This is a genomic window from Achromobacter sp. F4_2707, from assembly GCF_047501535.1.
Classification (GTDB): domain Bacteria; phylum Pseudomonadota; class Gammaproteobacteria; order Burkholderiales; family Burkholderiaceae_B; genus Yanghanlia.
The window spans coordinates 150,740-176,900 of the sequence record NZ_JAZDRJ010000004.1 but is presented as its reverse complement, the minus strand read 5'-3'; the positions used below and the strand labels follow the sequence as shown (position 1 = coordinate 176,900).

The following is a 26,161-nucleotide window of genomic DNA, read 5'->3' as shown; positions in this document are numbered from 1 at the left end:
TCGCGCGCCTAGCCCGGCCTTATGCCAGGGAAAGGTCCAGCAAGTCGTTCATGGCGTCCAGCAGCCCGGCGTCATCCGACAAGGGCGAAACCAGTGCCACTTGGCAGGCACGTTTGATACCGATGCCGCGTTTCATTAACTGAGCTGTGGCAACCAGCAGCCGTGTGCTGGGGGCTTCGGCCAGACCTCGATCCTGAAACGCGCGCAGCTTGCCGGCCAGTGCGACAAGCGTCTGGGCATCCTGGTGGCTGATGCCGCCTTCATGGGCCACGATGCCAGCTTCGTGATCTGGCGCGGGGAAGTCGAAATCCAGCGCCACAAACCGCTGGCGGGTGCTGGGCTTTAGGTCTTTCATCATGCGCTGGTAGCCGGGGTTGTAGGAAATCACCATTTGGAAACCCGGGGCGGCTTCCAGTACTTCACCCGTTTTGTCGATGGTGAGCGTGCGGCGGTGGTCGGTGAGCGAATGCAGCACCACGATGGTGTCCTGGCGAGCTTCGACGATTTCGTCTAGATAACAGATGGCGCCCAGGCGAGCCGCGGTAGTCAGGGGGCCGTCCTGCCATTGGACGCTATCGTGATGAATGAGATAGCGGCCAATCAGGTCGCTGGCGCTTAGGTCGTCGTGGCAGGAAACCGTCACCAGCGGGCGTTGTAGCTTCCAGGCCATGTGCTCGACGAAGCGGGTTTTGCCGCAGCCGGTCGGGCCTTTTAGCATGACGGCCAGTCCGTTTTCATGGCACAGTTCAAAAAGCTGAATTTCGTCGTGTGTGGCCAGGTAGTAAGGTTCTATGTCAGGCGGCGGGCGTAGGCCGTCTTGTGCCAGTTGCGCCGCCTTGGCCTGTGTTTCGTTTATTTGCGGGCCGGACGCTGCGTAAGCATCCGGCCCCAGGGGTTGTAGTGCGTCATCCAACTTGTTCATTCAGCCTTGCGTCTCCTGTATGGCCGGCTTGGAAGTGGCTTGGGCCACGCAGCGGAGGGGTATCGGGGAACAGTTCCGTTTCGTCAATGGGTTCCAACCGCGGGGCGTGGCGGAAGAAGTCGTAGATGAAGAGCAGCACGCCAATGGCAAACATGGAGGCGGTGATGATCAGCATGACGAAATGGATCTGGATCTTCAGTTGCACGTCCAGATAGCCAATGCCCAGTACGCGCTCCAAGTAAACTTGGCCAATGCCGGCAGTGGCGAACGATAGTGTCATGCCGAACATGCCGCCCATTTGCAGCCAGAAGGCCCAGTAACCCACGGCGCTACCTTCCATTTTGCGGTTTTGGGTGAGGGTGGGCAGGGCATAGCTGATGACGGCCATGACAATCATGGCATAGGCACCGTAGAAGGCGGCGTGGCCGTGCATGGCGGTGATCAGCGTGCCGTGCGTCCATTTGTTGATGGCGGGGAAGGTGTGGGCCAGGCCCAACAAACCGGCACCAAACAAGGTGAACAATGCGCTGCCGATGGTCCAGTGCAAGGCCAGCACATTGGGGTGGCGCACACCGCCGCGGCGGATAGAGAAGTAGGCGTACATCGCCATGCCGACCAGGGCAACGGGTTCCAGAGCGCTAAAGAAACCGCCCAAGGGTAGCCAGTAATGCGGCACACCCACCCAGTAATAGTGGTGGGCCGTACCCAGAATGCCCGCAATAAACACGAGGCCAACAATGACATACAGCCATTTTTCCAGGACTTCGCGGTCGGCTCCCGAGAGGCGGATGAGCAGATAAGCCAAGAAGGAGCCTTGGATCATTTCCCATACGCCTTCTACCCACAGGTGGATGGTCCACCAGCGGTAGTAGATAGCGATGACGTAGTTATCCCAGCTGAGCAAGGCCGGCAGGTACAGCACGGCTGAGCTGGCCAGGCCAAGCAACAACACGCCTTCGGTAGTGGTGAAGCGGCCTGACTGCCGTATCGTCATGACGATGTTGTAGAGAAAGATCAGCATGCAGACCACGATGGCAATCTTGTGTGGCAGAGGCTGTTCCAGCAATTTATTGCCTGTGCCGTAGCCAAACAGGTATCCAATGACTGCTGTGACGCCCATGATGGCCCAGATGCCTAGCTGGATGTAAGCCAGTTTCACGCTGTAGAGTTCAGAGCGCGATTCGTCGGCAATGATCCAGTATGTGGCGCCCATGAAGCCTGTCAGCACCCACACAATCAGAAGGTTGGTGTGAATGGTTTTGGTGACGTCAAAGGGCAGAATATTGAGAAGTGGATCAGGCCCCAGGTATTTGGACGCCGATAGCAAGCCGAAGACGAGCTGCAGGCCGAACAGGACCAAAGCCAGGGCGAAGTACCAATAGGCAACGGATTGTGATTTGTATCGCATGGCAGGCCCCCTCTTAGTTGAACGACAGGAGATAAGCAACGAGATGGTCGATCTGTTCTTCTGTCAGATCGTCGCCGTAGCTAGGTGGCATGAAAGACGTGCCATCTGCTGAATACATGGGGCCGGGGTGCAGCCATGCGCTCGGGTTAACGATGGATTCGCGCACGAACTCTTCGGCCGTAGTAGCTTCACCGGTGTATTCGCCCGATGCTTTGATTTGTTCAAAGAATGCCTCCAGGCCTGCCAGCGAGGGGCCGGCCAGATTCACGCCCGGTGCCATGCTGTGGCACGCCTGACAGGTGGGGACAGCCGTGCGGAACAGCGCTTCGCCCAGTGCGATGGGTGAATTATCAGGGGCCACAGGGCGCGCACCCGGCGGCAGGCCGGCAGCGACACCTTCGCCTTCGACTTCTTGCTGAGCCATGCTGAGGTCGGTGCCGGGTATGGAACTGCCCACCACCAGAATGGGCCGTGGCGGCCAGCCTTGGTTGTCAACCTTGCTGACCCAATCCATGAAAGCAATGACGTCGGAGATTTCCTGGTCGCTCATGCCCAGGTTGGGCATCAGGCGCCGGTGCTTTTGTTCGTCGTAAAACTGGGATGGGTCTTTCATGAATGCCGTGAGGTACGGCGCACCACGCAGCTGCGTGATTTTCGTGAGGTCGGGCGCGTAGTAAGCGCCTTCGCCAAAGATGGTGTGACAGTTAATACAGTTGTAGTTATGCCAGACTTTCTGCCCCCGTACGACTTCATCAGTGATGGTGTCGGCGTTGGTAAGGGTGGGAAACTGGCGGTGGCTATCGACGGTCAGCACAAGAAATATGAGCGTCGCGATGGCTGTCGAGGCAATGGCAAAGAGCCGCGTTTGGCGTTTGTTCATAGCTTCCTCCTAGACGCCGATGCCGGCCCAGTATTTGATGGAAGTAAATGACGCGTAAACGATGCTGACCAGCATGAGTGCGATGACGACCCAACTCAAGCCTTTCAGTATGCGGAACAAGACGTCTGCCTGCATGGTATTGCCTCCAAATTGTTGCTTGCGCTTCTTCTTGGAAAGCCGGGGCGTAGGACAGTGGCCAAGACACTCCGGCGTTTAGTTCAATGCCGCCCTTGCTGCAGTGTGATGCCAGGAAACAACCGGCTATGAGGCGGGTTGAAATTTCCTATAACGACCCAATATACGCTTGAAGCTTGGGCGTGTCGTTAAAACCACACGCCTGATAGGGAAATATTTACAAACTTTTTTGCACGGTCCCAACATGAGTCAATCCGACACGTCAGTGACTTCTGAAACGCTTGGCTTTCAGGCTGAGGTCAAGCAATTACTGCAATTGATGATTCATTCGCTCTACAGTAATCGCGAGATTTTCCTGCGCGAACTGGTATCGAATGCATCCGATGCCTGCGACAAACTGCGGTTTGAAGCGATCGATCAACCCGAGTTGTATGAAGGTGATGCGGAATTACGCATCCGTGTTGATTTCGACAAAGAAAAGCACACCATCACGATTTCCGACAATGGTATCGGCATGACGCGTGATGAGGCAGTGGCCAATCTGGGCACCATTGCGCGCTCCGGCACTAAAGAGTTCTTTTCACAATTGACTGGCGACAAGCAGAAGGATGCTCAGCTTATCGGCCAGTTTGGCGTGGGCTTTTACTCGTCGTTCATCGTGGCGGACAAGGTGTCCGTACTGTCGCGTCGCGCAGGCGTGCCCGAAACCGAGGCCGTTCTGTGGGAATCCGACGGCCAGGGCGAGTTCAGCGTGGCGTCGGTCGAAAAGGCGGATCGCGGCACGTCTATTGTTCTGCACCTGCGTGACCCTGACGATGAGTTCCTGAGCGGCTGGAAGATCCGCGAGGTGCTGCGCCGTTATTCCGACCATATTTCCCTGCCCATTCAAATGTTGAAGGAAGAGTGGGACGAGGAAAAATCCGAGCAGGTGAAAACCACGGAATGGGAAAATATTAACCAGGCCAGCGCTTTGTGGACGCGTTCCAAGTCTGAGGTGACCGAGGAACAATACAAAGAGTTCTACAAGCACATCGCCCACGATTTCGAGGACCCGCTGGTCTGGACGCACAACCGTGTGGAAGGCCGTAGCGAATACACCCAGCTGCTGTATGTGCCCAAGCGTGCGCCGTTCGACCTGTGGGAGCGCGACGCCCGGCGTGGCGTCAAGCTCTATGTGAAGCGCGTCTTCATCATGGACGACGCCGAACAACTGCTGCCTACCTACCTGCGTTTTGTGAAGGGTGTGATCGATTCAGCCGACCTGCCGCTGAACGTGTCGCGTGAAATCCTTCAGGAAAGCCGCGATGTGAAAGCGATCCGCGATGGCTCGACCAAGCGTATTCTCAGCATGCTGGAAGACTTGGCAGAAAATCGCACTGAAGACTACCAGGTATTCTGGGAACAGTTCGGCCAGGTGCTGAAGGAAGGCACGGGCGAAGACTTTGCCAACCGCGAGCGCATCGCCAAGCTGCTGCGCTTTGCCTCGACCCACAACGATGGCAGCGTGCAGAATGTGTCGTTTGCCGATTACGTTGCGCGCATGAAGGAAGGCCAGGAGAAGATCTACTACGTCACGGCCGAGTCTTATGCGGCCGCAGCCAACAGCCCACACCTGGAAGTATTCCGTAAGAAAGGCATCGAGGTTCTGCTGCTGAGCGACCGCGTGGACGAATGGATGCTGTCTTACCTGCGTGATTTCGACGGCAAGCCGCTGGTTTCCGTCGCCAAGGGTGGGCTGGATCTCGACGCGTTGGCTGACGAGGAAGAAAAGAAGCGCCAGGCCGAAGTTGCGGAAGAGAACAAGCCGCTGGTTGAGCGCATGCAAAAAGCGCTGGAAGGCAAGGTCAAGGAAGTGCGCGTCACCACTCGCTTGGTGGATTCCCCCGCCTGCGTGGTGGTTGATGAAAACGAACTCAGCCCGCACTTGCAGCGCCTGCTGCGTTCCGCCGGGCAGGAAGCACCCGAGGTCAAGCCGATTCTGGAAATCAACCCCGAGCACGCCTTGATTGGCCGCGTGAAAGAAGCCGCTGACGACGAATTCGAAGAATGGTCGCTGCTGTTGCTGGATCAGGCCATGCTGGCCGAAGGCGCCGCACTCAACGACCCCGCCAGCTTCGTCAAACGCATGAACAAACTGCTGCTCTAAACGGGGTCTGTCCCGGTTTAATGTGTTTGTAAGGTTGTGGCAATACAGTTAGTTCGTATTGTTTACAATTAGTGTTTAATTGTGAGGGCCGATGTCGGCCCTCATTTTTGACGATGAGAGGGCAGAACGTGCTGAAGGGCAAAAAAGGTTTGGTGATTGGCATTGGCAATGATCAAAGTATTGCGTGGGCATGTGCGGATGCGCTGCACAAAGCCGGCGCCACATTGGGTGGGACGTGGCTGAATGACAAGGCGCGGCCGCATGTGGAGCCTCTGCTGCAAGCCGTGGGTGCCGAGATTCAGCGGCCGCTCGATGTGCGTGATGACGAGCAGCTAAAGGCCTTGTTTGATGAAGTTTCCCAGCGCTGGGGCAAGCTTGATTTTCTGCTGCACTCGATTGCATTTGCGCCGAAAGATGATCTTCACGGTCGGGTGACCGACAGCTCCTGCGAGGGCTTTCTGAAGGCCATGGATATTTCCTGCCACTCTTTCGTGCGTATGGCGCGTCTGGCCGAGCCTTTGATGGCCGATGGCGGCAGCCTGATGACGATGAGCTACTTGGGCGGGGAAGAAGTGATCCCCAATTACGGCATCATGGGCCCGGTGAAGGCGGCTTTGGAGTCAACCGTGCGCTATCTGGCGTCTGAACTGGGCGGCCAGGGCATTCGCGTGAATGCGATTTCCCCCGGGCCGATTCTGACCCGAGCGGCTTCGGGCATTGCCAGCTTTGACTCCTTGGTTGAAGAGAATGCACGGCGTGCCCCCATGGGCAATGTGAATATCCAGGACGTCGGCCCGCTGAGCGCGTTCTTGGCCAGCGACGGCGCTCGTGCGATTACCGGCACCACCATGTATGTAGATGGCGGCTACCACATTCTGAACTAAGTCATGTGGGCATGGCGTTACCGCGCTGGGGTGCGCGACCAGTAGCGGTACGCTTTTTGTGCCAGGCCATCCAGTAGAAAGCCGAGTGCGCCGATCAACACAATGACGGCCATGAGTTCGGAATAAGCGAGCCGGTCACGGGTATCCAGAATGTAATAGCCCAAACCGGAACTGACGCCCAGCATTTCGCAAGGCACAAGAACAATCCAGATCACGCCAATGGCGAGGCGCGCGCCAGTGAGGATGTTGCCCAGAATCCCGGGCATGATGATGCGCAGCAACACTTCAGAGCGTGTGGCGCTTAAGCTGCGTGCCAGCATCAACCATTTCGGGTCGAGCTGGCGCACCCCCGCTGCTGTATTCAGGATGATGGGCCAGACTGCTGCGAAGGTCAGCAGGAAATAGATGGGGGCATCACCAATGCCGAAAACCATGACGGCGATGGGCATCCATGATAGCGGTGAAATCATGCGCAGGAACTGGAAGGCGGTGCCGCTGGCGTTTTCCAACGCTTTGGAACTGCCCACTGCCAGCCCGACCGGTACGCCAATCAGCAATGCCAGCCCGAGGCCGACCAGTACCCGTTGCAAGCTCATCAGCGTGTGGCTGTTGAGCTGACCCGTGGAAACCAGCTCGTACAAGCTTTGAAAGGTGGCGTCAGGCGCGAGAGATGCAGCCAGCGGCAGGTTGGATTCCAGTACATGTGTGCCAATCGACCATAACAACACCAGTACGGCGAGCCCCGCAACGCCATAGGCCGGTTTTGCAAAAGAAGCACCCAGGCCCCTCCACCGAGAAGGTTGTATTGATATACGTTGTTTATACGTATGTGGGTGGGAAGGCTGGGCGATTGTCGAACGCATGAGTGACACCGAAGCTGTTAAACAGTGAAGGTTTCTTCGCGGCTGAAAGAATCGGGCAGGCCGAAAGCAGCGGGGCCGCCGTTTGCGTGAATGGCTTGTTTCACAAAACGGTCATCCACCAGATCGCGGGCGACGAAAGCGGGGTCCAGCTCGTGCAAGAAGGCGTTTTGCCCTGAAACCAGCGTGCCCTGCAGTTTTCGTATGAGTTCTTCCGTATAGCTTGGGAAGGGGTAGGGCTGGAAGTCGATGCGTTTCTGGTTCCAGGCGGTGTTCACCATGGCGCCGGAGTTTTCGTAAAGCGCCGCATCCAGGCGTTCCGGTTCCAGCACGTTGGCCAGGGCTTCGTAAGTGTGCGGCGTGTACTTTTGAGGGTTGTCCCGCGACAGAATACGGGCGGTTTCCTGCCGGTTTTCTTGGATCCATGCCTGAGCTTGCACGATGGCATTGACTACCTTCTGCGACCAGTCGGGGCGCTGCTCAAGGTCTTGCTCGTGCATGAGCACCACACAACAGGCGTGATCCTTCCAGACGTCGCCGGTGAAACGCAAGATTTTTCCAACTTTCAGCACTTCTGCATTGGCATTGAAGGGCTCAGCCACCGTATAGCCGGCGATCTGTTTATTTGCCAGAGCGGGCACCATGTCAGAAGGCGCCATCACCACTAGCTTGACCTGGTTAGGGCCGGGTTCGCCGTCACTAATCGGTTCCAGGCCCTTGCTCTTAAGTAGATGCTGCAGCACTACATTGTGTAGCGAATACCAGAAGGGAATTGCCACCGTGGTGCCGCCGAGGTCCGTCACACTGTTGATGTGATGCTGAACGGTCAGGCCGGAGCCTGACATATGGTTCCAGGCGACGACTTTGGCGGGTGACTTACTGCCATAGCGCGCCCATACCGTCATGGGCGAAAGCAGGTGAACGGCATTGACTTGGCCGGCCAAGAACGCTTCCACAATTTGCGCCCAACTACGGAACAAGCGCGGTTTTTCGACTTCCAGGCCTTGTTGTTCGAACAGGCTGTTGTGGTGTGCAACCAGCAGCGGTGTGGCGTCGGTGATCGGTAAATAACCAATACGCAAAGGTGCATCGGGTTCTGCCGCCCGTGCAGCATTGGCCATTTGCAGCAAAGGCAGGGCGGCGGAAGCGGAAAACAGCGCGGACAATTTCAATAACTGGCGCCGGGTTTTGAAGGTGGCGCTGAAGTCGTAGGGCGGCTTGCTCATCGTGTGGTCCTTATGGGGGTGGCTCGTGCTTTAAGCGGCTGTTGCGATACGGGGTTCGGGGTAGTGGGACGGCTGCGGCTGATTGGCGCCGCGCTGATGCGTGCGCAGCAAACCAAGAATTTCCACGCGCAAATGGCTTAATGCCGGAGCCAGTGGGTCACGCGGGTGGGCTTCAGCCAGAGTCCACTCACCAATGGCACGCCCTGGGCGACCACCCAACAGCACGATGCGGTCGGCCAGAATCATGGCTTCGTCGATATCGTGTGTGACCAGAATGGCGGCTGTGCCATGGCGAGAGATAACGGTTTGCAGCAGCTGTTGCATGTCGCCACGGGTGATTTCATCCAGGGCACTGAAGGGCTCATCCAGCAGCAGGATTTCCGGCTGGCGGGCCAAGCTGCGTGCCAACGCCGTGCGTTGAGCCATGCCACCCGATAATTCCGCAGGGTAGCGACCGGTGGCATCTTGCAGGCCAACTTCCTCAATAGCGGCGCTCACGCGCTGCAGTCTTTCGGCTTTGCTAATTCCTGGTTGATGCTTGAAATCCAGCCCGAAAGCCACGTTCTCTTCCAGAGTCAGCCATGGCAACAGGCTGGGGTCCTGGAAAACAAAGCTGGAACGCGGGTGCGGGCCATCCAGGATTTCACCTTTCAAACGCACGCTGCCGCGACGGGCATGTTGCAGGCCTGCCAACACGCGCAGTAGGGAAGATTTTCCCACCCCGCTGGGGCCTAGAATAGCGACGACTTCACCCGCCTGCAGATGCAGCGAAAATTCCTGCAAAATCATAGGGTGCGTGCCATCGGATTGTTCATAACCCAGGTGTATGTCGTGGGCTTCTAGTAGCGGCGTGCTCATGGGAAGGCAGAAATATCCGAGAGAGGGTTGTGGCTGAGCGTGACTCAGTCCGGCAATAAATAGAAGTCGGCCTTGGTCACGCCGCAATCAGGGCACTCCCAGTCGTCCGGGATATCCTCGAAGCGGGTCCCAGGAGCAATCCCTTCTTCGGGCAACCCCATGGCTTCGTCGTAGACCCAGCCACAGGGGCCGCACATCCATACCCGGTTCATGCTGCTTCTTCCTCTCGGGCTGTTTGCTCAAGAGCGTGAATTTCTTTGCGAAGATGCTTGAGGGCGGGGGTGACAATGGCCACGAAGACAGCCTCGCGCAGGCGCCGCTGGGCGGGGTGACGCATCAAATACCCTTTGGCGCCAATGTGCAGCATGGCCGAATTCGCGGCTTTCAGAGTCAGTTCTGAGGCGGCTAGGCGCAGCCGTAAGATATCCAGCAGGTTGGCTTTGCCCTCGTCGGCCAGTTGTGCCTGAGCGCGGGCGTTCTCCCACAAGGCCTGTGCCGCACGCTCCAAGTCTTCACCCTGGTCGTCCAGAAATTGATTGACGTGGGCCGTGGCGATATTGCTTTCGCGTATGGTGCGCAACGACCCTTCAATCACGCCGAAACCCATGCCAAGCTGGCCCAGTACAAAGCCGGGCTTAATGCTTTGCAGGTAGGCAACAAACTGCTCAGGGTGCGCTAGCACGCTATCGGCGGCAACGCGCACATCCTTCAAGCGGATGTTAAGGGTTTGCGTGCCTTCTAAACCCGCAAATTCGGGGCAGGGCCGCAAAGTCACGCCTTCGGCATCGCAGCGGACAGCCACCATGACATATCCGCCGCTTTCGACGGCGGCTGCCACCATGACGAGGTGGTCTTCCCCTACATTGGAAACCCACGGTAAGGACCCCGAAACCACGTACGTGTCGTGTTCGCGGCGCGCTTTGAGGTGAATGTTCTCGATGCCGGCCAAGTGCTTCACTGCGTTTGACATGCCGTTTCCGACAGCAAACGGCCCGTCATCACATCGCTGATATAGCGCTCTCGCACCGCAGAGTTGGGCGATTGCAAAAGATAGCGTGCGCAGCTGGATTGGCACCACACTAAAAAAGCCGTGGAGCCGCATTCGCGCCCTACTTCCGTCGTGACGGCGATTTGTGTGGGCAGGCCGTAACCTCCACCGCCTTGTGCAGCAGGAACGCTGGCAGAAAAGCCGCCCAGCTCGCCTAAACGAGACAGAAATTCACGCGGATAGCGACCTTGCTGGTCAATCTCAGTGGTAATGGGAGCAAGCTCGGACTTGACTAGCGCCTTCACTGCTTCGATTAGCGTGGTGGCGTCTTCATCAAGAGGAGCCGGCTGAGGGCTAGATGGCAAAGACATAGCAGGTTCTGTAATCCGCCGGCTCAGGCGAAGGCTGTCAGTTCAGGGTTGGCAAAGGGCTGCAGCTCGGGGTTGATAGGGGTTTGAGCCAGGCTGTTGGCGAAGTTGCACAGCGTTGCCAGGCTGACGCCCAACACGACTTCCAGCGCCTGTTGATCGGTGTAGCCAGCAGCACGGAAGGCGGCCAGTTCTTCGTCGGATACCTGACCTTTTTTCTCGATAACGGCGACACTAAAGCGCGCCAGTGCGTCCAACTTGGGGTCGTCAATGGCTTCCACCTTGCGCAGGGCTTCTACCAGTTCGGCGGGCAGGCGCAGCTTTTGTAGCGACAATTTAGTGTGGCCTGCTACACAGAAGCCGCAATCGTTCAATGTGGCAGCCGTAATCTGTACGACCTCCCGCTCGGCCGGGCTCAGGCTGGTGCGACCATTGATAGCGCCCACCACCTGATAGGTTTCCAGTGCAGCAGGCGCATTCGCGAGTACGCCGATCAGGTTAGGAAGAAAACCATTGGCTTGCTCAGCAGCTGCGACGCGCTCACGGGCCGCTTCAGGGGCTGTGTCTACGGTGTGGATGGTAAGGCGGCTCATCAATAGACCTTCTGGATATAAAGAATGTCCTTCAGTCTAAATAGAAGCCCTTATCAGGGAGAACGAATAAGAAGCAATGAGCTTATAGCCGCCGATTGCATAAGCTTATAACTGAGGCAGATAGCGCCGGGGAATGCCGTTTTCGTGGGCGAAGCGATTCCAGTCGAAGGCAGGGCCTGGATCGGTTTTTCTGACGGGGGCGATGTGTTCATGCCCGCGTACGGCTTTTAGCGGATGGCGGGCACGCAGGGCAGGAAGCAACCGCTGCAGGGCACTGTATTGGGCGTCGTCATAGGGCAGGGTGTCCGTGCCTTCAAGTTCTATTCCAATAGAAAAATCATTGCAGCGCTCGCGCCCTTCAAAGCGAGAGACGCCTGCATGCCAGGCTCGGGCGTGGGTCGAAACGAATTGCACGATGCTGCCATCGCGGCGGATCAGAAAGTGAGCCGAAACGCGCATATCGCGCAGGCATTCCAGCCACGGGTGAGAATCATAATCAAGCCGGTTCTGGAAGAAATCAATGATTTCCGGCCCGCCGAACTGGCCCGGCGGCAAGCTGATATTGTGGATGACCAGCAGATAAGCATCTTGCTGTGGGGGGCGTTCATCGTGATTCGGGGACGGCGCATGGCTGACGCCCGGGGCGGCCTGCACCCAGCCGTGGCGGTCCAGTTTGAGAGCGGGTTTCTCGCGGTTTGGCATGGATGAAAGCCCGGAATAAACGTTGTTGCGGCGCCCGTTCTGCGTTAATCGGGTTTGCTTTGGCCGATGCGGGCGTGCTCCGGCCCGCACCAGGTTTTACCGTTGCTTAAAAACGCTTCAGAGCGTGGCAGGTGGATGCCGCATTGTTGGCAACGCACCATGGCTTCAGCTTCGCTCATATCCGCCTGCGCCGGCTGGGCGCCCTTGCTTAGCCGCCCACTCGGTGTGGGCTTGGATGCGCTGCGCGCCACTAGCCGGGCTCCGATTAGCACGGCCAGAATGAGGATGAACCAAAATAGAATCTTGCCCACGGTAAGCCTCTTTAGAGCAACACATCAAGCACGAAGCGGCTACCGCTATATGCCAGGAGAACAAAAGCGAAACCCACTAGCGTCCAGCGTAATGCCGTGCGACCGCGCCAGCCGCGTATCTGGCGGCCCAGCAACAGGCCGCCGAAAGTGAGCCATGACAATAGAGTGAATACCGTTTTGTGGTCGAGCGGAAATAGCACGCCTAAAATCTGTATAGAAACAATGGCGCCGGTGATTACAGTAAGCGTCAGCACGGCGAAGCCAATCCAGACCAGGCGGAAAAGCAGCTTTTCTTGAGTTAACAGAGGCGGCAGGGTATCGAACGCGCGCCAGATCAGACCCGATTTAAGGTTCTGCTCAGAGGGCCGATGTAGTTGGCGGTCGAGCATCGCCATAAAAAGCGCGTGCAAGGTGGCGATGGCAATCAGGCCGTAGGCGCACAAGGCGATAATAAGGTGCGCACGCAACCATTGGCTGCCGCCGTGGGGAACGACCGGGCCATCAGGAAACATACCGCCCAACAATGCAGCCAGTGCGGCCGTAGGCAGCAGCACCAGCAGCAAGCCGTCGAGCTTCATGGTGAAATTCTCAAGCCAAAACAACAACATGCCCAGCCAGATGGCGGCGGACAGGGCCAGTGCCCAGCCCACGTGCAGGCCGTCTGGGTGGCTCAGCATGGTTTGCTGCAAGCCGATGGCTTGCATGAGCAGCCCAAGAATGAGGAGACCATGCGTGATCGGGCCTACCCGAATCTCTTTTTGGCCCTGGGCGAGCTGCCGCCACCAGCCTGCGCCCAGAAGGGCATAGGCCAGCGCAGCCAGCAACTGAAATACAATGCCTGAAGACATAGTCCCTTGAACCTCGGTTCAAACTGAAGATTTTAGGCTGGATCAGCCAACACCTAGTGATCAGCCAACACCTAGTTTAAGCGAAACCATTACCATGCTCGATAATCTGACTCAACGTTTGTCGCGTGTCGTCAAGACCATGCGCGGGGAAGCCCGCCTGACCGAGTCCAATACCCAGGAAATGCTGCGCGAAGTTCGCATGGCCCTTCTTGAGGCGGACGTGGCTTTGCCGGTCGTGCGCGATTTCATTGCGCGCGTTAAAGAGCAAGCTCTGGGGCAGGAAGTCGCTGGCAGCCTCAACCCCGGCCAGGCATTGGTCGGTGTGGTTCATAAAGAACTGACGGCCCTCATGGGGGGGGACCTCGGCGCCGAGGCCAGCGAGCTGTCTCTGGCCGCACAGCCGCCTGCCGTGATTCTTATGGCGGGCCTGCAGGGCGCAGGTAAAACTACCACCACCGGTAAGCTGGCCAAATGGCTGGCCGAAGGCAATCACGTTCAGAATGAGCGCAAGACCGGCAAGAAGAAAGTGCTGGTCGTCAGCGCCGACGTCTATCGCCCCGCCGCGATTGACCAATTGAAAGCAGTGGCCGCTCAGGTCAAGGTGGATTTCCTGCCTTCCGATCCGTCGCAAACGCCCGAGGCCATTGCCCGCAACGCTTTAGATCACGCCCGCAAACAGTTCTACGATGTGCTGATTGTTGATACGGCCGGTCGTCTTGGCGTGGATGAAGCCATGATGCGGGAAATCCGCAGCCTGTACGACATTCTCAACCCGGTAGAAACGCTGTTTGTCGTAGACGCCATGCAGGGCCAGGATGCGGTGAACGTGGCGCGTGCGTTTGCCGATGCCTTGCCGCTTACCGGTGTGGTCATGACCAAACTCGACGGTGATGCACGCGGCGGTGCCGCCTTGTCGGTACGCCATGTCACCGGTAAGCCGCTGAAGTTCGTCGGTGTTTCGGAGAAAATGGACGGCCTTGAGCCCTTCCACCCCGAACGCATGGCCCAGCGCGTGCTGGGCATGGGCGACATCGTTTCCCTGGTTGAGCAGGCGCAGCGCAATATTGATATTGCCGAAGCCGAAAAGTTCGCCAAGAAGATTAAGTCGGGCGACAAATTCGACCTGAACGATTTCCGCGACCAGCTTCAGCAAGTCAAGAAAATGGGTGATATGGGTTCGTTGCTGAAAAAGCTGCCGGCCCAGTTCGCCGCAGCCGCTGAGCAGATTCAAGGGGGGCAGGCGGAAAAACAACTGCGTCGCACCGAAGGCATACTCAATTCCATGACACCGCAAGAGCGCGCCAAGCCTGAATTGCTGAAGGCTTCTCGTAAGCGTCGTATTGCTGCGGGGGCGGGTGTATCCGTTCAGGAAGTCAACCGTTTGCTCAACCAATACGGGCAGATGGCAGGCATGATGAAGCAGATGAAAAAAGGCGGCATGGCCAAAATGATGCGCGCCATGGGCGGCCTGAAGGGCCTGGGCGGGGGCGGTTTCCGCGGCTTTTAAGGCAGCAATGTTGCCGCGTGCGCCTTCCCTTTTTTGGTATTAGCCGACTCTGATCCGCAAAGACAATCGCCCCTGAAGTCAGGTATCCGACTTCAGGGGCGATTTTTTCGTGCAAACCCGACGGCTTGGGTTTAATCCAGCGGCGGGATACGCAAAACCTGTCCAGGGTAGATTTTGTCAGGGTGGGTCAGCATCGGGCGGTTGGCCTCGAAAATGCGTTCGTACTGGCCGCCCTTGCCCTTGCCATAGTGAGTTTCCGCAATCTTCCACAGGGTGTCGCCTTTTTCCACGGTATACATCACAGCGGCAGGCGCTTCCTGAGCGGCGGTCAACTGGCTATCCACGGACGACACGCCAATGGTGTTGCCTAACGCCAGAGCAATTTTTTCAGCTTCTTCGGTTGAAGCTGCTTGCCCGCTGACGGTGACTTTATCGCCGTCAACCTGAACATCCAGCCCTTCGGCCGAAAGTTGATGTTTTTCCAGTTCTTTCTTCAGCTCATCGACTGTAGCGGCCTGCGCCTCGGATGCGCCGAACAGTTTCTCGCCGACGCCCTTAATGAAATTGATGATACTCATGGATGGCTTCCAATCAGTTGGTTGAGAGAGAGGTTGTATCACGATGGGCGTGATGACTTTGTGAAGAATTGTCGAGACTCCCAAGCCAGCCACGGGCGGGCCAAGCCGGCTCAGCCTCCTCCAACAGCCACGACAATTTCCAGGGTATCGCCTTCAGCCAGTGTGGTACTGTCATGCGCACTGCGCGGTACGATTTCACCGTTGCGCTCCACTGCAATGCGTTTACCCTGGTATCCCAGTAATTCGATTAAGCCCGAGATGGTGAGGCCGATGTCGATAAGGCGGTTTTCGCCGTTCAAAGTGATATTCATAGTGTCCTCCCAGATCAAGATTGAGAATGGGGGCGAATCAATCGCGAAAACGGTCGGTGGCAGCCAGCAGATGCGCCAGTATGCCGGGCTCATCAAAAGCATGGCCGCCATCATCTACCAGATGAAACTCGGCTTGGGGCCAGGCTTTGTGCAACTCCCACGCCGTACGTGCGGGGGTGCAGGCATCGTAGCGGCCCTGCACAATGACGCCGGGGATACCGCGCAGTCGATGCGCTTCTTCCAGCAGTTGGCCTTCTTTTAGAAAACCGCCATTCACAAAGTAGTGGTTTTCAATGCGTGCGAAAGCCAGCGCCGCAGCGTCATCGGAATGCGATTGCTGGTGCTCCGGGTTAGGTAGCAGCGTAATCGTGTGGTTTTCCCATTGTGTCCAAGCATGCGCCGCTTCTAATTGGATGCGCCGATCATCGCTGGTCAGCCTGCGGTGATACGCCTTGATGAGGTCATGGCGTTCGTCTTCAGGTATGGGCGCCACATAATTTTGCCAGTGGTCGGGAAACAGCCACGATGCACCTTCCTGATAGAACCAGCGCAGCTCCGCCTGGCGTACGGTAAAGATGCCGCGCAGAATCAGGGCGCTGACATGTTGCGGGAACGCTTGCGCATAGGCTAGGCCCAGGGTGGAACCCCACGACCCGCCAAACACCAGCATCTGTTCAGCCTGCAGCACTTCGGTGCGCAGGCGGTTCATGTCTGAGATCAGGTGTTGAGTGGTGTTGTTCTCAAGGCTGGCATGCGGCGTTGAGCGCCCGCACCCGCGCTGGTCGAACAGCAAGACCTTATAGCTATCCGGGTCGAACAGGCGCCGGTGTGTTGCGGAACAGCCGCCTCCCGGCCCGCCATGCAGGAAAATAGCAGGCTTGCCATGCGGGTTGCCGCATAGTTCCCAATACACCTTGTGGCCGTCGCCGGTATCCAGATAGCCGTGTGAGTAGGGTTGGATTTCCGGGTACATCAGCTCTTACGTTTAAAGATGAGATCCCACACCCCGTGACCCAGACGCAAACCTCGTGCTTCGAACTTAGTGAGCGGGCGGAAGTCGGGGCGCGGCGCATAGCCTTCGCCTACGGTGTTTTCCAAGGTCTCTTCAGCGTTCAGCACTTCCAGCATTTGCTCTGCATAGTTTTCCCAGTCGGTGGCCAGGTGAATATACGCGCCCGGCTTCATGCGGCTGGAAAGCAGTTTGACCAAAGGCGGCTGTATAAGGCGCCGTTTATGGTGGCGCTTTTTGGGCCAGGGATCGGCAAAATAAATATGAACGCCCGCCAGCGATTCCGGTGCGATCATGTGCTGTAGCACTTCCACCGCATCGTGCTGAATGACGCGCACATTGGTCAGGCCGGATTCATCAATACGCTTGAGCATGGAGCCCACGCCAGCGTTAAAGACCTCCACCCCCAGGAAGTTATCCTCCGGCCGGGCCAGAGCAATCTTTTCTGTGGTTTCACCCATGCCAAAACCGATTTCCAGAATCGTTGGCGCTTGGCGGCCGAATACCTCGTCGAAATCGATGATGCGTTGTTCAAAAGGGATGGCCCAAAGCGGCATCAAGCGGTCAAGGGCTTCGCGTTGACTGGGGGTGATATGAGCGCGGCGATGCACGAAACTGCGGATATGCGTCGAACCCGATGGGGCATTGGACGTGCGCACGTAATCGGCAGGTAACGGCTCACCAGACGGCGTTTTGGTGGATTGATCGTTCATGGCTATATTGTAGCGGCTCAGGCTGATGTATAATTTTTTGCCTCGCGGGTGTAGCTCAATGGTAGAGCAGAAGCTTCCCAAGCTTAAGACGAGGGTTCGATTCCCTTCACCCGCTCCATTTGGCGCTCGCCATACGATCCCTATTTTCAATGCTTGAGCATGGTGCCGCCCTGGAGGAAACTTTCCAACCCAGGGATAAGCAGCAGGTCGCCGTCACCGCTGCTGCGGCTCATAAAGTCCATCAGGTTATTGTCGCCTGCATCCTTGGTTGATGTGATGTTGATGAAACCGCCCACCTCGGCGTATTCGCGGGGGTCTTCGACGTGGCTGTTTCGTACGAGTTGCAGGTCGCCCCGATACACTTGAAACGAGAAAGAGCCGAACAGCCGTTCTTCGCTTACCTCACCGAGCTCAAAACCGCCTTCTTCACAATCGTTTTGCTCTGGGCTGCAACGGCTCCACGGCCGCTCCGACAGACCTGTACCTTCGAGGGCGTGTTCCAGTTGTTTCTCAAATTGCTTCATCTTTTCGATATCCATTGACTCCAGAGCAGAGAAATCAAACTGAGTTGCGACACTTGCAGCCGCCGACATGGCATTGGCAAACGAAGCAGAGGTGATTGTCAGTTGAAAGTTATCTGAACTGACGCGCTGTGCTGTGGTGGCGCCAGAAAGCGTCAAGATCATTAAGACGTCGCAATTTCCTTGCTGATTTTTTCCGTTGAGCTTCACCAAAATTTGTGTTTCGTTACTGCGTCGAATTTCTTGCGCCGCTTTCGCCACCTTGTCATGGATACTTGAACCTTCCATCAGGTCGGAAAACCCCGTCTCAAAGTCGTCGCGTTGTTGGCGCATAGCGGCGAGTTCTGAGTCACCCCGTCGGTGTGCTTCGATTTCAGCTTGATCGAGGTCATTCTCAATATTTTTCAGCCCTTGTGGAAGCATGCGTTCTAATTCGTCGGCCAAGCGATTAGGGGTGTAAATCGCGTAAGAGGCGCGCGCATCGTCAGACCCTTCGCAACTCCATTGTGAGTCGGGGCCGGTGATCTGGAAGCCTGGCGGGATCGATAGCAGAGTTTGCTCCTCGGGTTTCCGGGGGAGTGGAGTGAGCGGAGGTGTCTCAGTGATGAGAGGGGCGGGTTGATCCGCTTTAAGGAGCGGGGGTGGGGGGCTATCAGGCTCTGTGACCGGCGTGTAATCAGGCTCTGGGGCGGCGGAACCATAAAACCCCTCAACCTCGACTTTTAAGGTAAATGTTGCCTCGTTTGTCAGGACCGCATTGCGAGCGACGTTCGCCACGCGTACCAAGTAGTCGATTCCTCCCTCTTCGTCGAGCAAGTGGGGGTGGACACGACGCAGCTGGCTGTAGGGAACGCTTGGATCCAACGGGCGCGTGACAACCCTGCTGTCAATAATCAGATGTAATGCATCCTTTATTGCAGGGTCGTCCGAATTGAGGGCGAACCTGACAGTTGTAGGCACGTCGTTTAACCCGGGAGGCATTTGAACCCGGATTCTCCAGGCCCGCGTGGACAGCGGCTCTAGCGCATTATCAATATCGATGTGTGTTTCGTAAACGGATGGAACGGGAAGGGTGATGTTTTTGATCTTCTCGTAAAACACATCCCTATCGAGGTACTGGGCCACGAATTGCGGGTACAGAGCGTAGAGCCCACCGCGATAGGACTGGAGAGCGTTCAGTTCTTCTGCGGCTTGTTTCAAGCCTGCGTCGACCATTTCAAGCCCGGTTCCGGCCCATGGGCCTGTCTGCTCGAATATATGCTTCAGGTAGGCGACTCTTCGGTTGTCCTGTACATTGGTACTCCCCAACATGTTGCCTACGGCATACCAGAAATACCAGGTTCCATAGCTGCATTGCCACGCATGTTGTGCGACTCCATCCGGCAGGCTCAAGCTGTGCTGGGCAGGGATCCACCCCCAGTCCAGTGGTTGATCAAAAGCCCGTACCCAGCGGATATACGATGGGCCCCGGAAGGGGTGATTCCAAGTCTCCCCATGCGCACGTTCCAAATACATAATTTGAACCGCCGATGCGGTGCCTTCGGTTAGCCAGGCATTAGCTCGTTCGCCCTCGTCGCAGCGGGGTGGGCCGGGAAGGTCAGGTCGTGTTGCGTATGACTGATAGGCGGGATATGCCGCTTGGATGCTATGAAATAATTCGTGGATGGCCGCGCCCTGATACACGCGATCGTTGGGTGTGGAGGGGTTTAAAAATCCAGGGTGTATGGATAAATACATATTGCCCTTGGAGCTATAGCTGGAGCCCGGGTTGCTTGGGTCCTTATTCAAGTAGGCGAGATATTTTTCCCCACCCGTGAAGACGAAACGGCCCTGATCGTTGACCTGAAAAGGCGCTTTAAACGACATTGACGCAAACCATCTGCTGCCATATTCAAGGATTGCACGATGCTTTTCCTCGAACCCCTCAAGCAGAGTCATCTGTGTGGTGTTTTTTATTGCCCAGGACGTGGTGGGCCACATCGCGTGGGCGTTACTGGCCCAGCCGATGGCCACACCAGACAGTAGCAGCGATAGCGCACATGAGGCGAAGGAGGAAAGCGACCGTATCATTTTCGTAGTGGTTATGGATAGGGAATGATGCGTTGCAGGCGGCGTTCTTCGTCGTGGAGGTCTCGGCGCGCTTGAGACAAGCGGCTGTCTAAGTGTCTGAGCTCGCGGCGCAGCTGTTGGCGTTTGGCATCGTTTTTTTCTTTGTCCAATTCGCGTTGCTTGCGCTGCATTTCCCGATTGAGGGAGTCGAGGCGTTGCTCGCTTCGATAGACTTGATAACCGAGCTCGTGATAGGCAAGAAAGTTGCGTTCCAATTGCATAGGACAGGCATTTCTATAGCCGCGCCCCAGCCGCCCCTCACGCACCGCATTGGCGGGTGTGCAATATTCGCGTATGCCTACTTCGCGGCCTGCGAGGTATTGCTGATGGTCGGGCACGACACCTACCGTGGCGCATGCTTCTCGATGATCTTCTATGCGGGATAACGGTTGGCCATTGCGGCCGTCCCGATAACCTTGGTCTGTCCAGTTGGCACTGAGGCAGTCTTTCTCAGACATGCTGCTGCAGCCAGCAACAAGCAACAAGAGGCAGACTGCAGCGCTCAGGGTGGATACGCTGCGGCCCGCGTCAATTCGGGTGCGCAAGAACGTGGAACTCAGCTTCATAGTCAAGGGTCCGGCTTGAACCTTGTTCGGTATTTGGGCCGCTCAGTACACCAGCAGCCTTGCCGCGCACCTCTAGCGCATCACCCTGTGGCGTCACTGAAGAGACCGTAATGGTGGCGGACTCGTGTTGGTAGTCTCCGGCGTGTTTGCCTTCCTTGATGGTGAGTTTTACCTCGGGCCGATTTGCATCGATCAGGCTGTAGTCGTTTTCGTCGACAGAGAACGAAATGCTGAGCCTTGGGGCTGAGAGGTCAGGCTCTACGGTTGGCCGCGCCGTAATCGAAATGAGAATCCCGGGCGGCGCGAGGTTGACGCCGCCAAGCATCATGGGCTTGAAGGTTCGCCAGTTGGCGGTGTGAATGAGTCGGTCGGCCTGCCCTGGAACGGTGTTGGATGTGGAATGGAATGTGGTCTTTTTCCCGTTTAGCGTGAGTTCGATCGTTCCCGTGGACTCATATTTTGGCATCGCAGACGACGCGCTAGCGTTACCCGAAAGCAAAAAAATAGACGCGCAAATCGCAATAAGTGTTTTCATAAAACCTTCCAGGTGAGGGGTTGCGTTATCCGCCGGATACGGCGCTCCACCATTTAGCGGCGGGCCACGTATGACTGGGCGTATTCCGGTGGCTGTGGGCCAGTCTGAACACGCCGTGTCCAAACTTCAGATACGGTGCTGTCCATGACGATTGCTTGTTGAGCTAAGCCTGTGACAACGGGCTCAATGCCGTCTGCTTCCAGAGACATGACGAACTGAAAGGCGGGCCGAGCGGGGTCGTAAGGCAGAGGGTCCATGCCCTCAGACGTCATAGCCGCCCAAAGCTCCTGCATGACGCGTGCGGGCCGAACTACTCCCCACTGGCCAAGAGGGGTATAGGTCGCCGCGCCAAGTTGAGGCGGAGTAACCGGCTGCCAGGCCAAGCTTGGCCCTTGTGGAGTGTGCAAAGAAAGGCAGGGTGTGCCCAAGCAATCGGCAGATTCAGCCTGGGAATCCGCCAGCTCCGCGCGGCCGGCGTATTCCAGGGCGGATTGCATTCCCATTGTGGGCGATAGGACAAAGCGCCAACTGACATGTGGGCCAATGCCAAACTCTTCCGGCGCAGCCAATTCGTTTTCGGGCAGGTGGTTTTTTAAGGCAGCGCGTTTGGCAGGCCCTAAGTTGTAACGTGTCACCTGCACCAGGTGGGTAAGAAGCTCCGGGTAATCGGGTGCCACACTCATGCTGTAGGTCACGTGATAGCGCACGTGTGGAAGAGCGGCCTCGTGCGCTTCTACCAACAACATGGCACGGGTCAAGGGGTCGAGATCCGCATCAGGCAGGCTGATTGCAGCCTGTGGTGCACCTGTGTTGGAAAAAATTGGCGATGCGTAATAGGCATCGCCCGCCAGCGCGTCTACGTTGACAGCAGCATAGGGGGGAGCCTGGACAAAATCCTGCGAGAGGGCGTCCATGTTGACCCGTATCTGATACGAGGCCTCGTTGGCAGACACGCTCGTTGACAGAGAAAAAATTGTGGCGGCATACAGCGCTATGCGAATTTTCATGCTTGACCTCCTTCAGTAGAAGGGGGCGTTTCAGCCGCTTTTGCCCCTGTCGTGCCGGCAGTCCAGCCGGCTGCTTTCTCTTTGAGTTCACCGAATTTGCTTGAGACAGCGTCCAGGCGTGCCTCCCATATCGGGTCTGGCGCTTGTTCTTCAGTGGTCTGGAAGTACGCTTGCAGCAAGCTCGCGATAGCCAGTGGCTCCAGAAGGGCGGCTTTAATTGCCCAGGCCAGAATGAGCGCGAAAATAACCCCCATGGCCGAGCCTGCACCTGGCATAAGCCAGGCGAGGGCAAGAGCGGGGGCAAGCAGTACAACAAAGATGACGACGCTCAGCCCGTACGTGAAGAGGGTGAGCCACGCCGCGTTGCGCAGCATCACCGTTGAGTTCTGCGCATAAAGAACCAGGGCGGTTCGGGCCGCAGACCAAGGGTTCTGGTGTTGTGCGTGCAGGGAGTAGGCGAGGATGACTTCATCGACCAGGCCGACGGCCAGCCGCAAGAAAGCGCGAATCAAGCCCATGACTTGCTGTGTTCCTGCAATGGGCAGAAAGTTGCCAACGCCAAGGGCCAGACTTGTAATGGCGTTCACCACGCCTTTGGCAAGCTGGTCGATGACAAATAGGACGTTGGCCTGTGAGTAGCGACTTTTTACGATAGACGCCGCCTGCTGAATCTGTTGTTTTCCGCCAGGCAGATTCTGCCCGTGCAGGAGCTTTACCATGGCGGCAATATGGCCAGCCTTAACAACGTACAGAATATATTCCCGTAGCAGGTAGAGTATGCCAGCGGTCAGCCCTAGCCCTGCCAGCCCGCCAAACAAAGCGGCGGTTGCTTGAAAGTTTTCAGTGCCAAGGGCCCCGATGCCCCAACCGACACCGGCTCCGATACCCGTCATCAGCACATAGGCCAGAGCAATGCCGAAATAGACAGCGCAGCGTAAAGCAATAAATGGCAGGGTCTGCCTCATGAGCGACAGAGATCGCCCGATACTGAAATCCCACATGGCGAGGTCCGAGGTAGGGGCGCATGCACGACTCAATAGCGCCAGCGTGAATCAATGCGGCTCATCATATCGGCGCTGAGAGAAAATGACCCCGTGCTAATGGACGGGGTGAAAGTCAGCAGGTGTCGACATTGGCGGGAAGTGTCAACAAGAGCGCAATGAGGTCTGCCTGGCGGTTGGTGTGGGTCTTTTGAAAGATATTGCGCTTGTGAAAGGCGACGGTAGTTAAGCTGATGTCAAAGGCTTCAGCGATTTGTTCCGGCCTCAAGCCTTGTGCGAATGCCCAGGCGATCCGCGCTTCGGCGGGCGTGAGTTGAAACAGGGTTTCGAGCGCCTTGAGTGGTGGCACCTTGTCGCGCTGCCCCGCAGAAATGAACAGGGCGGCTGCGGGGGCGTCTTTCATGCCTTGGCAGTCCAGAGAGCAGATTGTGACCAGAACGTCGCGCTGCGCGTTACGTCGAGGTAAAGACAGGAACTCGGTGTATTCCTCGCCACGCATACCTGCTTCAACCGCGCAGCGCACAAGGGCTGAGGTCGCTAATGTAATGGGCAGGCTGCCGGTGTTCTCCCTATCCAGGTGTGGGTCAGTGCAATCCTGTAACAGGCGTTGGGCGGAAATGTTGGCGAATAGCACGCGCTGGTCAGACGCCAATAGCACAATGCCTGCCGTGATGAGATTGAACATGCGTGCCAAGCGTTCAAACGCTCGTTCATCAGAAGCGATCGATAGCATGCTGGACTGTTTTTGGTGCGTCCCTCCGGACGCATGCGCGTTGCGTATCCGTTGCACTTGTCGCAATCGCGCCGCAATGGTGGCCAGCATCAGTTCGAAGTTCACTGGTTTGATGAGGTAGTCGTCGGCGCCTGCATGTTTGCCCTGAGTGATCTGGCCCGAGCCGTCCTGGGCACTTAAGAACACAAAAGGCACTTCGCTGAGGTCGTCTCTTGTTTCTCTGACGATGCGCAGCAGCTCGTAGCCGTCCATCACCGGCATGGCGATGTCGCAAAGAATGAGATCCGGATGAAAGGTACGCAGTTGATCCAGAGCGTGTTGCCCATTGGCCGCTTGGGCCACTTCGTAGCCCGCATCGCGAAGCTCAGCCGCCAGAATATCGCGTAAGTCTGCGTCGTCCTCGACCCATAGGATGCGAGCGAGCGACGGTGTATCGAGCGGGTGGTTCACACGTGTCCTCCGTCGGTATTGGCCCCTGGCCGCAGCATGAAACGGTCGCTGCGGGGCAGGCGCAGGGTAAAGCAGGAACCCTCGCCGGGCGAGGAGCTTACGAGTAACTCGCCGTTTTGCAGTGTTGCCAGTTCCATGGCGATATGCAGGCCAATGCCTGTGCCTACGACGCTGGTGGCAGCCGGGGCGCGGAAATAGCGTTTAAACACATGGGGAAGGTCGTGGGCGGAGATGCCTTGTCCTTCATCGCGCACGTCGCAATACACCCAATCTGCCTGACTGCTGACGCACACCGACACGGCTGTGCTGCCCTCGGAATACTTGATGGCATTGGACAACAAGTTGTCGAGAATCTGGAGGGTCAAGACGGGATCGCATTGCGCTCTGGACGAACCCTGCGTGTCGTCCACAAGATGTATCTGCCTGCCAGGCATCGTTGCACGGTACTGCGCCACCGCCTGATGCGCCAAGTCGCTGAGATGACAGCTTTGCATGGATACTTCTAGCTGTTCCATGAAGCGGTCAGCCTGCAGGATGTTTTCAATTAGTTGGTTGAGGCGTTGAGTGGCTTGCCGTGCTTTGACTGCTAAAGCATTGACCTCCTGTGTGGTCAGGCGACCACCCGCTCGCAGCAGGCGCTGCATGGTCGCGTCGATAATCGCCAAAGGTGTGCGGAACTGATGAGAGAGCATGGAGCCGAAGCTGCGATACAGCTCACTGATCTTACGTTCGTTCTCCAGCTGTTTCTGTAGTTCGATGCCTTGCAAGCGAATCCGCTCACTATCACGGGTCTGTTTTAGGGCGACAAGGAGTTGAAACGAAATAATGGCGCTACAAACCCAGACGCCTATCATGAGAAAGAATACCGCCAGCACTGCGTTGCGATAGCTGTCGAGTTGCGCCCCTGCGTGCTCCCACTCTGTCGTCATGGCCCTGCTGGAGGCGCTTTGCAGCGAATCGCTGAAACTCAAAAGAACAGCGTGTATGTGTTCGTAGTCTGTGGGTTGAAGCTGCCCGCGTTCGAAAGTTGGCCCCAGGCGCTGCGTATCGGCGGCTTGCTTAAGCAGGGGTTCAGCCATACCCATGGCTTCGAGTGCGCGTTTCTGGGGGCCATCTTGCAGCACATTGATGCGGCTGAGCAGAATTTGATATCGATCCGCGACCGTGTTTTTCTGATGGGGGGCAATCAGGCTGCGCTGGATCGCGTTCATCAATAACAGGCTTTCCATATGGGCCTGATACAGCACCCAGGTCATATTGGAATGGGCGTTATTACGCATGGATCGCTGGGTTTCCACTAACCGATACAAAGCAATGGTTAGTAAGATGACGAGTACCGCGATGGCCGCTAAGGGCAGGGCGTATCTCAAGATAGTGGCCCGCGTCATGCTCATGAAGGCGGCCTATTTAATCGTGAGCTGGTTTAATTGCCAGACCCATCGATAGTCATAGCGTATGTCTTGCAAGGCCCGCCATTGGTCGCGCGGGTAGACAATCCACAGCGGGCCTTTGTCGGCCGTTAATAATCGGTTGCCGTCCATATGTGTGGCAAGTATGACGTCGTAGTCGTGGAAGTCCTTGATGGGGATGTCAACGGTGTAGTTGTTGAGTGCCCGGGCTTCTACGTAGCTGCCGGCGGCCCCCACCCAAAGGAGAAGGTCGCGCAGCAGCACGCCTTCGAAGTGTTTAACGCCGTCGGTCACGACGGTGGTTGTCTTTAAGGTAACTGTAGGCAGGCTGCGTAGGGCAGCCAGGTCGAGGTGCGCCTCTGAGCCGACATTTGTTTGGGTGATGGCCCCGCCCACAACAAGCAGTACGTCGCCGACCGGCGGCGGTAAAGGTACACCTTCCAACGGTTGAGATGCGGCTGCCGGCCGTAAGCTAAGTGCCACAAGCTGAATAATTACGCATACTGCCAGCCGTATTCGCCGCCTTTGCATACGGTTAATTTGCATGGGCGTTTCGTTATAATTATTGGTTGCGGCCAGCGTA

Annotated in this window: 29 protein-coding genes and 1 tRNA gene; 4 read left to right on the top strand and 26 right to left on the bottom strand. The window is 57.0% G+C overall.

Annotated features, from left to right (window positions below; genetic code table 11):
- Positions 1 to 19 precede the first annotated feature (19 nt).
- From VRY85_RS05820 to VRY85_RS05805, 4 genes are read right to left on the bottom strand one after another with little or no spacing between them, the layout of a single operon-like run.
- On the bottom strand, positions 20 to 922 hold the full coding sequence (locus VRY85_RS05820; RefSeq protein ID WP_414597668.1) for a CbbQ/NirQ/NorQ/GpvN family protein: 903 nt from the start codon (positions 920 to 922) through the stop codon (positions 20 to 22).
- A complete protein-coding gene (locus tag VRY85_RS05815; RefSeq protein WP_414597667.1) occupies positions 906 to 2,330 on the bottom strand; it encodes a cbb3-type cytochrome c oxidase subunit I in 1,425 nt (474 codons plus the stop codon). The genes VRY85_RS05820 and VRY85_RS05815 overlap by 17 nt, the downstream gene beginning before the upstream one ends.
- Positions 2,331 to 2,343: 13 nt before the next feature.
- Complete coding sequence (locus VRY85_RS05810) at positions 2,344 to 3,210, bottom strand: c-type cytochrome (protein WP_414597666.1); 867 nt, start codon at positions 3,208 to 3,210, stop codon at positions 2,344 to 2,346.
- A gap of 9 nt (positions 3,211 to 3,219) precedes the next feature.
- Positions 3,220 to 3,345: a hypothetical protein gene (locus VRY85_RS05805; protein WP_414597665.1), complete on the bottom strand. Its 126-nt coding sequence runs from the start codon at positions 3,343 to 3,345 to the stop codon at positions 3,220 to 3,222.
- Positions 3,346 to 3,589: 244 nt separating this feature from the next.
- Here VRY85_RS05805 and htpG point away from each other — a divergent pair, with 244 nt between their 5' ends.
- Positions 3,590 to 5,491 (top strand): molecular chaperone HtpG, encoded by a 1,902-nt coding sequence (htpG, locus tag VRY85_RS05800; RefSeq protein WP_414597664.1) that lies wholly within the window; start codon positions 3,590 to 3,592, stop codon positions 5,489 to 5,491.
- A gap of 113 nt (positions 5,492 to 5,604) precedes the next feature.
- Positions 5,605 to 6,375 carry an enoyl-ACP reductase FabI gene (fabI, locus tag VRY85_RS05795; RefSeq protein WP_414597663.1) on the top strand — a complete coding sequence of 257 codons (771 nt, stop codon included), beginning with the start codon at positions 5,605 to 5,607 and terminating at the stop codon, positions 6,373 to 6,375.
- A 17-nt stretch (positions 6,376 to 6,392) separates the two neighbouring features.
- Here fabI and VRY85_RS05790 read toward each other — a convergent pair whose 3' ends face one another.
- The 10 genes from VRY85_RS05790 to VRY85_RS05745 form a co-directional block, all read right to left on the bottom strand.
- Positions 6,393 to 7,238 carry an ABC transporter permease gene (locus VRY85_RS05790; RefSeq protein WP_414597662.1) on the bottom strand — a complete coding sequence of 282 codons (846 nt, stop codon included), beginning with the start codon at positions 7,236 to 7,238 and terminating at the stop codon, positions 6,393 to 6,395.
- Positions 7,239 to 7,255: 17 nt separating this feature from the next.
- Positions 7,256 to 8,461, bottom strand: a complete 1,206-nt coding sequence (locus tag VRY85_RS05785; RefSeq protein ID WP_414597661.1) for an ABC transporter substrate-binding protein — start codon at positions 8,459 to 8,461, stop codon at positions 7,256 to 7,258.
- Positions 8,462 to 8,491: 30 nt separating this feature from the next.
- The gene (locus VRY85_RS05780; RefSeq protein WP_414597660.1) at positions 8,492 to 9,319 is read right to left on the bottom strand and encodes an ABC transporter ATP-binding protein; all 828 of its coding nucleotides are present in this window, start codon (positions 9,317 to 9,319) and stop codon (positions 8,492 to 8,494) included.
- A 44-nt stretch (positions 9,320 to 9,363) separates the two neighbouring features.
- A complete protein-coding gene (locus VRY85_RS05775) occupies positions 9,364 to 9,531 on the bottom strand; it encodes a rubredoxin (RefSeq protein ID WP_414597659.1) in 168 nt (55 codons plus the stop codon).
- The gene (locus VRY85_RS05770; protein ID WP_414597658.1) at positions 9,528 to 10,289 is read right to left on the bottom strand and encodes a hypothetical protein; all 762 of its coding nucleotides are present in this window, start codon (positions 10,287 to 10,289) and stop codon (positions 9,528 to 9,530) included. The genes VRY85_RS05775 and VRY85_RS05770 overlap by 4 nt, the downstream gene beginning before the upstream one ends.
- Positions 10,274 to 10,678, bottom strand: coding sequence for an acyl-CoA dehydrogenase family protein (locus tag VRY85_RS05765; protein WP_414597657.1), 405 nt, complete (start codon positions 10,676 to 10,678; stop codon positions 10,274 to 10,276). Before VRY85_RS05765 ends, VRY85_RS05770 begins: the two co-directional genes overlap by 16 nt.
- Positions 10,679 to 10,701: 23 nt before the next feature.
- A complete protein-coding gene (locus VRY85_RS05760; protein WP_414597656.1) occupies positions 10,702 to 11,268 on the bottom strand; it encodes a carboxymuconolactone decarboxylase family protein in 567 nt (188 codons plus the stop codon).
- A gap of 105 nt (positions 11,269 to 11,373) precedes the next feature.
- Positions 11,374 to 11,970, bottom strand: a complete 597-nt coding sequence (ampD, locus tag VRY85_RS05755; RefSeq protein ID WP_414597655.1) for a 1,6-anhydro-N-acetylmuramyl-L-alanine amidase AmpD — start codon at positions 11,968 to 11,970, stop codon at positions 11,374 to 11,376.
- 44 nt (positions 11,971 to 12,014) lie between these two features.
- Positions 12,015 to 12,281 (bottom strand): PP0621 family protein, encoded by a 267-nt coding sequence (locus VRY85_RS05750; protein ID WP_414597654.1) that lies wholly within the window; start codon positions 12,279 to 12,281, stop codon positions 12,015 to 12,017.
- 11 nt (positions 12,282 to 12,292) lie between these two features.
- A complete protein-coding gene (locus tag VRY85_RS05745; RefSeq protein ID WP_414597653.1) occupies positions 12,293 to 13,129 on the bottom strand; it encodes an inner membrane protein YpjD in 837 nt (278 codons plus the stop codon).
- A gap of 94 nt (positions 13,130 to 13,223) precedes the next feature.
- Between VRY85_RS05745 and ffh the strand changes: the two genes are divergently transcribed.
- Positions 13,224 to 14,636 carry a signal recognition particle protein gene (ffh, locus tag VRY85_RS05740; RefSeq protein WP_414597652.1) on the top strand — a complete coding sequence of 471 codons (1,413 nt, stop codon included), beginning with the start codon at positions 13,224 to 13,226 and terminating at the stop codon, positions 14,634 to 14,636.
- Positions 14,637 to 14,767: 131 nt separating this feature from the next.
- On the opposite strand, the gene lysM is transcribed toward ffh, so the two are convergent.
- From lysM to trmB, 4 genes are all read right to left on the bottom strand, one after another.
- The gene (gene lysM / locus VRY85_RS05735; protein WP_414597651.1) at positions 14,768 to 15,214 is read right to left on the bottom strand and encodes a peptidoglycan-binding protein LysM; all 447 of its coding nucleotides are present in this window, start codon (positions 15,212 to 15,214) and stop codon (positions 14,768 to 14,770) included.
- A gap of 110 nt (positions 15,215 to 15,324) precedes the next feature.
- Positions 15,325 to 15,525 (bottom strand): sulfur carrier protein ThiS, encoded by a 201-nt coding sequence (thiS, locus tag VRY85_RS05730; protein ID WP_414597650.1) that lies wholly within the window; start codon positions 15,523 to 15,525, stop codon positions 15,325 to 15,327.
- Between the two features lie 37 nt (positions 15,526 to 15,562).
- Entirely contained in the window at positions 15,563 to 16,501 is a 939-nt protein-coding gene (pip, locus tag VRY85_RS05725) for a prolyl aminopeptidase (RefSeq protein WP_414597717.1), read from the bottom strand.
- On the bottom strand, positions 16,498 to 17,247 hold the full coding sequence (trmB, locus tag VRY85_RS05720) for a tRNA (guanosine(46)-N7)-methyltransferase TrmB (RefSeq protein ID WP_414597649.1): 750 nt from the start codon (positions 17,245 to 17,247) through the stop codon (positions 16,498 to 16,500). The genes pip and trmB overlap by 4 nt, the downstream gene beginning before the upstream one ends.
- Positions 17,248 to 17,291: 44 nt before the next feature.
- On the opposite strand from trmB, the gene VRY85_RS05715 reads away from it, so the two are divergent.
- Positions 17,292 to 17,365 (top strand) — tRNA-Gly (locus tag VRY85_RS05715).
- A 28-nt stretch (positions 17,366 to 17,393) separates the two neighbouring features.
- Here VRY85_RS05715 and VRY85_RS05710 read toward each other — a convergent pair.
- From VRY85_RS05710 to VRY85_RS05675, 8 genes are all read right to left on the bottom strand, one after another.
- Positions 17,394 to 19,706, bottom strand: a complete 2,313-nt coding sequence (locus VRY85_RS05710) for a hypothetical protein (RefSeq protein WP_414597648.1) — start codon at positions 19,704 to 19,706, stop codon at positions 17,394 to 17,396.
- A 143-nt stretch (positions 19,707 to 19,849) separates the two neighbouring features.
- Complete coding sequence (locus VRY85_RS05705) at positions 19,850 to 20,443, bottom strand: DUF2799 domain-containing protein (protein WP_414597647.1); 594 nt, start codon at positions 20,441 to 20,443, stop codon at positions 19,850 to 19,852.
- A complete protein-coding gene (locus tag VRY85_RS05700; RefSeq protein WP_414597646.1) occupies positions 20,406 to 20,978 on the bottom strand; it encodes a hypothetical protein in 573 nt (190 codons plus the stop codon). Before VRY85_RS05700 ends, VRY85_RS05705 begins: the two co-directional genes overlap by 38 nt.
- 53 nt (positions 20,979 to 21,031) lie before the next feature.
- On the bottom strand, positions 21,032 to 21,985 hold the full coding sequence (locus VRY85_RS05695; protein WP_414597645.1) for a hypothetical protein: 954 nt from the start codon (positions 21,983 to 21,985) through the stop codon (positions 21,032 to 21,034).
- Positions 21,982 to 22,986 (bottom strand): hypothetical protein, encoded by a 1,005-nt coding sequence (locus VRY85_RS05690; protein WP_414597644.1) that lies wholly within the window; start codon positions 22,984 to 22,986, stop codon positions 21,982 to 21,984. Before VRY85_RS05690 ends, VRY85_RS05695 begins: the two co-directional genes overlap by 4 nt.
- Before the next feature lie 115 nt (positions 22,987 to 23,101).
- The gene (locus tag VRY85_RS05685; RefSeq protein ID WP_414597643.1) at positions 23,102 to 24,169 is read right to left on the bottom strand and encodes a response regulator; all 1,068 of its coding nucleotides are present in this window, start codon (positions 24,167 to 24,169) and stop codon (positions 23,102 to 23,104) included.
- The gene (locus VRY85_RS05680) at positions 24,166 to 25,563 is read right to left on the bottom strand and encodes a sensor histidine kinase (protein WP_414597642.1); all 1,398 of its coding nucleotides are present in this window, start codon (positions 25,561 to 25,563) and stop codon (positions 24,166 to 24,168) included. The genes VRY85_RS05685 and VRY85_RS05680 overlap by 4 nt, the downstream gene beginning before the upstream one ends.
- A 9-nt stretch (positions 25,564 to 25,572) precedes the next feature.
- Positions 25,573 to 26,124, bottom strand: a complete 552-nt coding sequence (locus VRY85_RS05675; protein ID WP_414597641.1) for a molybdopterin-dependent oxidoreductase — start codon at positions 26,122 to 26,124, stop codon at positions 25,573 to 25,575.
- Positions 26,125 to 26,161 lie beyond the last annotated feature (37 nt).